An 846-nucleotide genomic window follows, 5' to 3' on the forward strand; every position below is an offset into this window, starting at 1 on the left:
TGCCACTCACGCACCAGCCGCATGCCGGCGGACTGCGGCTGTGTTCTGGTCACGCCGCGTGCGAGCTGGTCGAGCGTGCGCGTGGTCTCACGCGACAGCCCGCCATGCGCACGCGCCTGCAGCTCCCAGGCGAGCGCCATGCGGAGCAGCGCCGGGCTGACACGCGGCACCGGTGTGCCCGTGAGTGCCGACCAGCGCGAGCGGAGCTCAGGCGTGGACAGCGAATCAAGCGCGGCGATCGCGTCCACGCTCGCACTCACGCCTGCACCAGGCGATAGCAGGTGGCACCCTCACGCTTGCTGCGGGCAAGCACATGCCCCTTCTTGCGCAGGCCGGTGAGAGCGGCACGTGTGGTGTGCGGCAGCCAGCCAGTGGCGGTGATCAGCTCGGTGAGCGTCGCACCCTCGTCGCGGCCCAGCAGCGCGAGGACGCCCGCGATCTTGCACGTGCGTGGGGCAGGGGTGGGCAGAGCTTCAGCATCGCTCCCGCCAGCGACCTGCTCGCCAGCATTATCGTCGACACCGATGGCAGCGAGCCCGTCGGCGGTCACGAACATGCCGTAGCCAAGGTCACCATCCTGGCGTGCTACTTCCGCCACAACACTGGTTTCGCGCTCCTCGACCAGCCTGGCTTTCACCAGCGACACGATCGAGCGCGCGGCGCCAGCCTTTGAGGTGAGGGTCTTCGGCAGCGGGTAGAGGCTGCCGCTGTCGCATTGTGCAGCGTGTGCGAGGAGCAGCGACTGCGTGTCGGTGAGCTTCATGGATCTGGTCTCCGGTAGGAGCGACACCAGCGTCGCTTCCACCAGCCACAGCCCCGATGATCAGGGTCGATCAGGGCTGTGCC

General features: G+C 68.4%; 2 protein-coding genes. Both read right to left on the bottom strand.

The window, feature by feature from the left end; translation table 11 throughout:
- Positions 1-260: DUF2924 domain-containing protein (locus KZ810_RS17095; protein WP_308461588.1), on the bottom strand; the 260-nt coding region annotated here is incomplete at its 3' end.
- On the bottom strand, positions 257-763 hold the full coding sequence (locus tag KZ810_RS17335) for a DUF3489 domain-containing protein (RefSeq protein ID WP_258045092.1): 507 nt from the start codon (positions 761-763) through the stop codon (positions 257-259). The genes KZ810_RS17335 and KZ810_RS17095, both read right to left, overlap by 4 nt.
- Positions 764-846: the final 83 nt, after the last annotated feature.

Source organism: Sphingomonas citricola, assembly GCF_019429535.1.
Lineage (GTDB): Bacteria > Pseudomonadota > Alphaproteobacteria > Sphingomonadales > Sphingomonadaceae > Sphingomonas > Sphingomonas citricola.

Coding starts and splice junctions, on each gene's coding strand:
- KZ810_RS17335 (WP_258045092.1), bottom strand. CDS start 763: ATGAAGCTCACCGACACGCAGTCGCTGCTCCTCGCACACGCTGCACAA.